9 protein-coding genes (1 of these 9 running past the window's edge) are annotated in these 8723 nt (G+C 65.0%); 7 read left to right on the forward strand and 2 right to left on the reverse strand.

Translation table 11 applies throughout. The features are described 5' to 3' along the window. Window positions 1-109 precede the first annotated feature (109 nt). From hisS to CDQ92_RS04840, 6 genes are all read left to right on the forward strand, one after another. Window positions 110-1357, forward strand: coding sequence for a histidine--tRNA ligase (gene hisS, locus CDQ92_RS04815; RefSeq protein WP_088440193.1), 1248 nt, complete (start codon window positions 110-112; stop codon window positions 1355-1357). Next, complete coding sequence (gene prfA, locus CDQ92_RS04820; protein WP_088440194.1) at window positions 1357-2424, forward strand: peptide chain release factor 1; 1068 nt, start codon at window positions 1357-1359, stop codon at window positions 2422-2424. The genes hisS and prfA overlap by 1 nt, the downstream gene beginning before the upstream one ends. A 156-nt stretch (window positions 2425-2580) precedes the next feature. Beyond that, entirely contained in the window at window positions 2581-3414 is an 834-nt protein-coding gene (gene prmC, locus CDQ92_RS04825; protein ID WP_088440195.1) for a peptide chain release factor N(5)-glutamine methyltransferase, read from the forward strand. A 272-nt stretch (window positions 3415-3686) separates the two neighbouring features. After that, entirely contained in the window at window positions 3687-4577 is an 891-nt protein-coding gene (locus CDQ92_RS04830; RefSeq protein ID WP_229667000.1) for a DUF4167 domain-containing protein, read from the forward strand. A 158-nt stretch (window positions 4578-4735) separates the two neighbouring features. Next, the gene (locus CDQ92_RS04835) at window positions 4736-6046 is read left to right on the forward strand and encodes a DUF4139 domain-containing protein (protein ID WP_229667058.1); all 1311 of its coding nucleotides are present in this window, start codon (window positions 4736-4738) and stop codon (window positions 6044-6046) included. A gap of 7 nt (window positions 6047-6053) precedes the next feature. Further along, window positions 6054-7637, forward strand: coding sequence for a DUF4139 domain-containing protein (locus CDQ92_RS04840; protein WP_188682205.1), 1584 nt, complete (start codon window positions 6054-6056; stop codon window positions 7635-7637). A gap of 19 nt (window positions 7638-7656) precedes the next feature. On the opposite strand, the gene CDQ92_RS04845 is transcribed toward CDQ92_RS04840, so the two are convergent. Together CDQ92_RS04845 and CDQ92_RS04850 are read right to left on the reverse strand one after the other, a co-directional pair. Continuing rightward, window positions 7657-8049: an acyl-CoA thioesterase gene (locus CDQ92_RS04845; RefSeq protein ID WP_088440198.1), complete on the reverse strand. Its 393-nt coding sequence runs from the start codon at window positions 8047-8049 to the stop codon at window positions 7657-7659. Then, window positions 8039-8347: a hypothetical protein gene (locus CDQ92_RS04850; protein ID WP_088440587.1), complete on the reverse strand. Its 309-nt coding sequence runs from the start codon at window positions 8345-8347 to the stop codon at window positions 8039-8041. The genes CDQ92_RS04845 and CDQ92_RS04850 overlap by 11 nt, the downstream gene beginning before the upstream one ends. Before the next feature lie 125 nt (window positions 8348-8472). On the opposite strand from CDQ92_RS04850, the gene CDQ92_RS04855 reads away from it, so the two are divergent. Next, window positions 8473-8723, forward strand: partial view of a CBS domain-containing protein gene (locus tag CDQ92_RS04855; protein ID WP_088440199.1) — the 5' portion only. 175 nt of this gene lie beyond the right edge of the window; the window shows 251 of its 426 coding nt (coding positions 1-251); it begins with the start codon at window positions 8473-8475; its stop codon lies beyond the right edge, outside the window.

An 8723-nucleotide genomic window follows, 5' to 3' on the forward strand; every position in this document is an offset into this window, starting at 1 on the left:
TCGACAAAAGGCCCGGCTGTCGCCGGACCATGTCTCGCTGCCCATCCCCTGAAGGGGTGGGGTTTGTTGGACTTTGCGCCTCCGCGAAAATCGATTAGACGCCGCGCCCATGAGCAAGGACAAATCCGCCAAAATCCCGACCCCGCAGGCCGTGCGCGGCACGCAGGACATGCTGGGCGATTTCGCCGACCGTTTCGCGCATGTCGTCGATACCTTCGAACGGGTGCGCCGCCTCTACGGCTACAAGCGTATCGAGGTGCCGGTGATCGAGCCGACTGCGGTGTTCGCGCGCTCGCTGGGTGAGACGACCGACGTGGTGTCGAAGGAAATGTATTCGTTCGACGACCGCGGCGGCGAATCGATCACCTTGCGCCCCGAATTCACCGCGGGCATCGCGCGCGCCTACATCACCAACGGCTGGCAGCAATTCGCGCCGCTGAAGGTTGCCACCCACGGCCCGCTGTTCCGCTATGAGCGCCCGCAAAAGGGGCGCTATCGCCAGTTTCACCAGCTTGACGCCGAAGTGCTGGGCAGCGACAGCCCGCTCGCCGATGCAGAACTGCTGGTGTTCGCTGACCAGCTACTCAAGGAATTGGGGATCGCCGAAGGCGTGACGCTGACGCTCAACACGCTCGGCGATGCGGCGAGCCGCGATGCTTGGCGCGCGGCGCTGGTCGAACATTTCGAAGCGCACCGCGGCGAGCTGTCCGAAGACAGCCTCGCGCGGCTTGACAAGAATCCGCTCCGCATTCTGGACAGCAAAGATCCCCAAGACCGCCCGATCGCTGACAGCGCGCCCGACATCGATGCGTTTCTGACCGCCGAAGCGCAGGATTTCTTCGGTGCAGTTACGTCGGGCTTGGACGCCGCGGACGTCGCGTGGGAACGCAACGCCCGGCTAGTGCGCGGGCTCGACTATTATCGGCACACGGCGTTTGAATTCGTCACCGATCGGCTGGGCGCGCAGGGCACTGTGCTAGGCGGCGGCCGCTACGACGGGCTGATCGAGGCGCTTGGCGGGCCGCCGACGGCCGCGGTCGGCTGGGCGGCGGGGATCGAGCGGTTGGCGATGTTGGTTGCCGACGACGTCATCGATTGCCGACTAGACTTCGTGATTGCCGTTGAAGACGATGGCCAGCTGACACTAGCGATGAAGACGCTCGCGGCATTGCGCAATCGTGGCTTTGCGACCGAAATCGTCGCGAGCGGCTCGCCGCGCAAGCGTTTCGACAAAGCGGCAAAGATTCCTGCTCGCGCGCTGATTGCAATCGGTACGCGCGATGGCGTCTCGTACACCAATATGCGTGGCGACAGCGAGCTGACGATTGTGGCCGACCAGACTATTCGCGCACTCTGATGACCCAAGTTTCCGAACGCCAGATCGACGCCATCATCGAGCGCCACGCCGCCCTTCAAGCGCGCATGGCGACCGGCGACATGGCGCCCGCGGACTTCGTTGCGGCGTCGAAGGAGTTTGCCGAGCTTGAACCCGTCGCCACCGCGGCGCGCGAAGTGGTGCGGCTGCGCGGCGAATTGACGTCGCTCACCGAAATGCTCGCCGACCCCGAGATGAAGGCGATGGCGGCCGAGGAAATCGTGGCGCTCGAAGCCGCACTCCCCGCTGCCGAGCACGACCTTGCGCTCCAGCTGCTGCCCAAGGATGTCGCTGACGCGCGCGCGGCGATGCTCGAAATCCGCGCCGGGACCGGGGGCGACGAGGCGGCGCTGTTCGCGGGTGACCTGCTGCGCATGTACAGCCGTTTTGCCGACGGGCAGGGGTGGAGGGTCGAAATCATCTCCGCCAACGAGGCCGAAATGGGCGGTTACAAGGAAGTCGTCGCCTCGGTGACAGGCCAAGGCGTTTTTGCGAAGCTCAAATTCGAAAGCGGCGTCCACCGCGTCCAGCGCGTCCCCGCCACCGAAAGCCAGGGGCGCATCCACACCAGCGCTGCGACCGTCGCGGTGCTGCCCGAGGCCGAGGAGGTCGACGTCGCGATCAACGACAGCGACCTCAAGATCGACATCTACCGCGCGTCCGGCGCGGGCGGTCAGCACGTCAACACCACCGACAGCGCGATCCGCATCACCCATATTCCCAGCGGCCTTGTCGTCATCCAGCAGGACCAGCGCAGCCAGCACAAGAACCGCGCCAAGGCGATGCAGGTGCTGCGCGCGCGGCTCTATGATCTGGAGCGCGCGAAGATCCACGACGCCGAAGCGTCGGCGCGCAAGTCGATGGTCGGGTCGGGCGACCGCTCCGAACGCATCCGCACCTATAATTTCCCGCAGGGGCGGGTGACCGACCACCGCATCAACCTGACCCTCCACCGCCTGCCCGAAATCATCGAAGGCGCGATGGATGAGCTGATCGACGCGCTGATCGCCGAAGATCAGGCGCAGCGGCTGGCGGGGTTGGGTGACTAGTCCCCCTCCCGCAAGCGGGAGGGGTTAGGGGTGGGCGTTGCATCCCCCCAACCCGTTCGCATCGAGCGAAGTCGGGATGCCCATCGGAATAGCGCTATGCGGCGGGGTGTCTCGACTTCGCTCGACGCGAACGGAACGGGGCGTGGTTGACTGGACATGAGCGAGGTCGCCGACAATATCCGCACCGCTGCCAATCTGCTCACCGGGATCAGCGATACGCCGCGGCTCGATGCCGAACTGCTGATGGCGCATGCGCTGGGGGTCGAGCGGCAGGATGTTTTGCTCGATCCGGCGCGGTTTGACGTGCCTGAACTATACGCCCAACTGATCGCCCGTCGCATGGCGCACGAGCCGATCGCCTATATCGTTGGCTATCGCGATTTCTGGACGCTGCGGATCGCGGTCGGGCCGGGGGTGCTGATCCCCCGTCCCGACAGTGAAACGCTGGTCGAGGCGTGCCTCGACTTGGCGCGTGAGCGGGGCGCTGGCTGGCCGCCGCGGGTACTCGATCTCGGTACCGGGCCGGGAACCTTGCTGCTCGCGGTGCTCAGCGAGTTTCCGGCGGCGACGGGGCTGGGTGTCGATATGTCCGAACAGGCGCTGGCCTATGCGCGCGACAATGCCGCGGACCTTGGGATGGCGGGTCGCACCATCTTCCAGTCGGGCGACTGGGGTGAAGGCATCGAAGGTCCGTTCGACATCATCCTCTGCAACCCGCCCTATATCGGCGCCGACGAGCCGTTGATGCCCGATGTCGCCGACCATGAACCGGCGGGCGCGTTGTTTGCCGGCGCTTACGGGCTCGACGATTACCGGCGCATCATCCCCGATCTGCTGCGCCTGCTGGCCCCCGGGGGCGCCGCGATCCTTGAAATCGGCGCGACGCAGCACATCTTGGTCAGCGATCTTGCTGAAACCGCAGGATTCACCGTCGCCTGCCGCCAGGATCTGGCTGGCCGCGACCGGGCGCTTTTGCTGACCCGCCCCTGACCGCCCGCGCAAATATTGCTTGGTTTTCGCCGCAAAGCGGGTTAGGGGCAAGTTACAGACCCGGCTGGGGTACCTTTGGCGATGCATAAGCATCGATACTGGTCCGGCGGATCTGCTTCCCACTTACGATGTTCGTACCGGGCTTCGGTCCAGACGAGCGGTAAAGGGCAAGAACCGCGCAAGGCGCGCGGGCACGACGCGTAAACAGCGCGATCGGCCAAAAGGGGTTGGCTTAGCTTATTTAGCTTTTCGACAGGATGTCTCAGTTGAACATGAACAACCGCCAAAGCGGTCGCCGTCGCGGCCGCAACAATAACAACAGCAACAACAATAACCGCCCGCAATCGGGTGGCCGCGGTGGGGTCGATCAGGCCAATCGCATCGACAGCCGCGCCCGCGGCAACGGTGCCCAGATGATCGAGAAATACCGCAACCTGGCGCGCGATGCGCAGCTGGCCGGGGACCGGGTCCAGACCGAATATTACCTTCAGTTCGCCGATCATTATTTCCGCGTCGTGAGCGATTTCCGCCTCCGCCAGGAAGAAAAGAACGCGCAGAACGGCCAGGATCGCGGCCAGGATCGCCAGCGCGAGATTCGCGGCGTCGAAGATTTCGACGGCCATGACGACAGCGATCTGGATATGGACACCGACCGCGACGACAATGGCGAGAGCGACCGCGGCGAACGGAATGATCGCGGCGACCGGAACGACCGGAATGAACGCAGCGACCGTCCCGAGCGCAGCCAGCGCGAAGCGCGTGGCAACCGCGACACGCGCAGCGACCGCGATGACGATAATCGCGGCAACCGCCAGTCGCAGGACCGCCCGCGCCGCGATCGCGACGAGGGACGCAATGACGTTCGGAGCAGCGATGGCGACGACGCCGGAGCCAGCAGCGTCGAAACCGTTGCCGAGGAAGCGCCCGCGCCGCGCACCAAACGTCGCAGCCCGCGCCCGCGCGCGGCTGAGGTCGACAGCAACGATGATGGCGGCAACGCCGGCATCGACACAGCGGTGCTGCCCCCGGCCATCGGTCGCCCCGAGCGCATCGTCGAAGCCGACGCTGAGACCGACGGCGGCGACGAAGCGCCCGCCGCCAAGCCGCGCCGCACCCGCCGCACGCTGGCGACGCGCAGCCCCGGCGTGGAAGCCGCCGAGTGAAGGTACATCTTCGCGCTGGTCATTGACCGGCGCATGACATAGCCTCCCCGCGGAACGATCTGCGGGGAGGCTTTTTTATGCGCGCTTTGGCAAGGACTTGCGGGGCGATTGTCGTCGCTGGTGCGTTGGCAGGCGTCCCTGTGGCGGCGCAGGACGGCATGCCGGGCAATGCGCAGGGCGATGTCGCGGTCACCATCTATAACAACGGTCAGTCGCTGGTGCAGGACGAGCGCCAGCTCAGCGTTGCCGCAGGGCGCAATCGCATCGAATTTCCCGACGTGTCGGCGCGCATCCGCCCCGAAACGGTGACGCTGTCGGGTCCGGGTATCGCCATTGTCGAACAAAATTTCGATTTCGATCTGCTTACTCCCGACAAATTGATGGACAAGGCGGTCGGCCAGTCGATCACGCTGGTCCGCACCAACCCCGCGACCGGCGCCGAGCGTACCGAGCGCGCCAAGGTGCTCGCGGCAAATGGCGGCATCGTGCTCCAGATCGGCGAACGGATCGAGGTGCTGCGCGACGACGGCCTGCCTGTGCGCGCGGTGTTCGACCGCCTGCCGCCCAATTTGCGCGCCCGCCCGACGCTGTCGGTAACGGTCGATGCGGTCAATGCCGGGACGATCCCGACGCGGCTGTCATACCTTACCCCCAATCTGGGCTGGACCGCCGACTATGTCGCGCTGTTCGACGCGGCGAAGGGCGCGATGGACATTCAGGGCTGGGTGACGCTGACCAATAGCACCGGAACCACCTTTACCAATGCGCGGACCTTGCTCGTTGCGGGCAATCCAGGCGGGGGCGGGGGGTTTCGCCAGATGACGGGCGCGATGGACAGCGCCGGGACGGGAAGCAACGACCGCGAACGGCTCGGCGACTATTATCTCTATCCGCTCGCTGCACGGACGACGATCGCCAACGCGCAGCAAAAACAGGTGAGCTTTCTCGATGTGAAGGGTGCGCCCGCGCAATCGACCTATGAATATGTCAACCGGTGGCTGGGGAGCAGCAACGAAGCAGTGAGTACCGCTAGCGTGCTGCGCTTTTCGACCTCGCGCCAGGGCGGGCTGGGCGACCAACTGCCTGCGGGGACGATCCGCGTCTACATGCGCGACGCGCGCGGCGACCCGCAGTTCATCGGCGAAAATAATATTGGGCACACCCCGATGGGATCGGCGATGTCGCTGCGCACCGGCGACGCCTTCGACGTCAAGCTGCAGCCGACCGTCGTGTCGCGCACCCGCAAGGGCGATTCGCGCTGGGTGACCAAGATGAAATATACGGTCACCAATGCCCGTCCGGCGCCGGTGACGGTGCTGCTAGCGCAGGATGGGCTCCATGGCGACGTGCGGATCACCGACGAAAGCCTGAAGGGCGAACGCATCTCCGCCGACCGCGTCGAATGGCAGGTGCCCGTGCCCGCAAATGGAAAGACCGACGTCACCGTCACATTCGATACGCGCTACTAAGGCGCGTATGATGCGGGGTGCGCTCCTGCTGGCATGGATCGCGGCGCTGCTGGCGCCGGGGTTGGCGCTTGCGCAGGCCGAACCGGCGATCGTCGTGTCGGCAAAAATTGATGACGCGGCGGTCACCGTCTATCGCGCCCCGAACCGCGGTCGCGGCGCGATCAACCCGAACTGGCCGCAGGGTTTCGCCTTCATCACCGAAACGCGAACGGTTACCTTGCCCGCCGGGACATCGGTGCTGCGATTCGAGGGCGTCGCGGAGGGGCTGCTGCCCGAAACCGCGGTGGTCAGCGGTCTGCCCGACGGGTTGATCGAAAAAAATCGCGACGCGCGGCTGCTGTCTCCCGCGGGGCTGGTCGACGCGTATTTGAAACGCAGCGTCACTTTGCGCCGCACCAACCGCGCCACTGGCAAGGTCGTGGAGCAGGAGGCGGTGATCCAGGCCGGCCCGAACGGTGGCGTGATCCTGCAAAATGCCGCAGGAGGCTTCGAGGCGCTTGCCTGTTCGGGGCTTCCCGAACGAATGCTCTATTCGCGTGTGCCGAAGGATTTGTCGGCCAAGCCGACGCTGTCGGTGTTGGTCGAAAGCCGGACCGCCCGCACGGTGACCGTACAGCTGCTCTATCTCGCCGAAGGCTTCGACTGGGCGGCCAATTATGTCGCCGACCGCGGATCGGACGGCAAGACGCTGGGGCTGACCGGTTGGATCACGGTCGCCAATGGCGGCGTCACCAGCTTTCCCGGTGCGCAGCTCAACGTGATCGCTGGGCGGCTGAACAAGGTGTACAGCCCGCCATTGCCGCGCAGCACCCCGGGACGGCTGATGCTGAAATGCTGGCCGATGGACATCACTAGCACCCATCCGCTGTGGGAATTGCCGCCGATCATCGCGTTCGAGCAAGAGTTTGCAATGGACGCCGCCGAGGAGGTGATGGTCACTGCCAGTCGTATCGATCGGCGCGAGATGTTGATGTACGCCCCGGTCGCCGCTCCTGCACCACCACCGCCACCGCCACCAGCCGAAGATCTGGGGGATCTCAAATTCTACCGCGTCCCCTTCCGTGTCGATGTGTCGGCGAAGGGTCAAAAACAGGTCGCCTTGCTCGCCAAGGACAAAGTCGCGGTCGAGCAGCTTTATGCGGCGACCCTATACCAGAACAACCAGCCGCAACCGCTGATGATGCGCCTGCGCGTTCAGAACCGCGAAGCCGACGGGCTGGGGCTCGCGCTGCCCGCCGGGACTGCGGCGGTGTTCGAGAACGTTGGCGGCCAGCGCTTGCTCGTCGGCGAGGCAGTGATCGGCGACAAGGCAAAGGACGAGCGGGTCGATTACGATATCGGCCAAAGCCCGGCGGTGCAGTTTCGCGCCGTAGTCCAGGAGCGCGATGCCAAGAGTGCTTATCAAATTTGGCAGGTCACCCTGACCAACGCGCGGCCGTTCGACGCCGAGGTCGAGATGTTGATCCCGTTCGCGATCGATCCGCCGCCCGAGGGTTGGGAGCGGCGCGGCAGCAGCTGGGTCTGGCGCGTGCGCGTGCCTGCCAATGACAGCGTGACGCATAGCTTTCGCCAGAAACTGAAAGACGGCTGATTCGCCGCCTCCACCCGGGTCACACCGGCGGCAATGCCCGCGGCCGGTGATTTTCATCGAGCGCGACAAAGGTAAACAGCCCGCCGGTGACCTTGACCTCTTCCTGTCCGCGCCCGCGCGTCGCGATCACTTCGATGCGGATGCCCATCGACGTGCGTCCGCGGCGTTCGAGATGCGCATAGACCGAGATGATGTCGCGCAGCAGGATCGGCGCGATAAACTCCATCGCTTCAATCGCTACCGTCGCGGTTGGGCCTTGCGCGATGCGCGCCGCGACGATGCCGCCGGCGATGTCCATCTGGCTCAAGACCCAGCCGCCAAAGATATGGCCATTGCTATTGATATCGGCGGGAGCGGGAACCACCCGCAGAATCGGGTCGCGCCAGGCTTCGGAGGAAGCACTATCGGTCATGGTTCATGTCCGGATCGTTTTCGAACGGGTCTTCGATCGCCTCGTCATGGCCACTGCCGCTCGACAGGAACACCAGCCCCATCAGCGCGGCACCGAGCATGACCGACAGGCCGACTCCGGCAGCGGTCGCGATAATCATATGGACGGTCAGCGCCTCGCCCATGCTGAAACGCAGCCAGCCGAGCGCGCCGACGACGGCGAGCAGCGACACCAGCACCATGCCGCGCATCAGGCGGCGATAGCGCGCCCACGCGATTTTCGCGGTGGAGTCTTTGTCGAGCGGGGAGGGTTTGACCATGGCGCTTCCATGAACCAAGCCGGGACCAAGGCCAAGCGCGAATGGAAAGCGGCCAGATGTTTCGGCTTTGCCGCGAATCATGATAGACTTGTACTCCAATGAATCGACATGGGGAGCGGCAAGGCATGACGATCGGAGCGATCCTTCACGGGCGCACAGGCCCAGTAATATCGGCGCGCAAGGAAGACACGGTGCGCGCAGTGCTTGACCTGCTCGCCCAGCACCGTATCGGCGCGGTGCCGGTGATGGAGGGCGACGCGATCGTCGGCATTTTTTCCGAACGCGACCTTGTCCGGCTGATGTCGTCCTATGGTCCCGCAGCGCTCGACCGCCAGCTCGACGAGGTGATGACCAAATCGCCCGTCACCTGCGAACC

Origin of the sequence: Sphingopyxis bauzanensis (assembly GCF_002205675.1) — a bacterium.
In the GTDB taxonomy this organism is placed as follows: Bacteria; Pseudomonadota; Alphaproteobacteria; order Sphingomonadales; family Sphingomonadaceae; genus Sphingopyxis; species Sphingopyxis bauzanensis.

What these genes read in the sequence shown, in the direction of transcription:
- hisS (WP_088440193.1), top strand. Translation starts at nt 110, where the DNA reads ATGAGCAAGGACAAATCCGCCAAAATCCCGACCCCGCAGGCCGTGCGC.
- prfA (WP_088440194.1), top strand. Translation starts at nt 1,357, where the DNA reads ATGACCCAAGTTTCCGAACGCCAGATCGACGCCATCATCGAGCGCCAC.
- prmC (WP_088440195.1), top strand. Translation starts at nt 2,581, where the DNA reads ATGAGCGAGGTCGCCGACAATATCCGCACCGCTGCCAATCTGCTCACC.
- CDQ92_RS04830 (WP_229667000.1), top strand. Translation starts at nt 3,687, where the DNA reads ATGAACAACCGCCAAAGCGGTCGCCGTCGCGGCCGCAACAATAACAAC.
- CDQ92_RS04835 (WP_229667058.1), top strand. Translation starts at nt 4,736, where the DNA reads ATGCCGGGCAATGCGCAGGGCGATGTCGCGGTCACCATCTATAACAAC.
- CDQ92_RS04840 (WP_188682205.1), top strand. Translation starts at nt 6,054, where the DNA reads ATGATGCGGGGTGCGCTCCTGCTGGCATGGATCGCGGCGCTGCTGGCG.
- CDQ92_RS04845 (WP_088440198.1), bottom strand. Translation starts at nt 8,049, where the DNA reads ATGACCGATAGTGCTTCCTCCGAAGCCTGGCGCGACCCGATTCTGCGG.
- CDQ92_RS04850 (WP_088440587.1), bottom strand. Translation starts at nt 8,347, where the DNA reads ATGGTCAAACCCTCCCCGCTCGACAAAGACTCCACCGCGAAAATCGCG.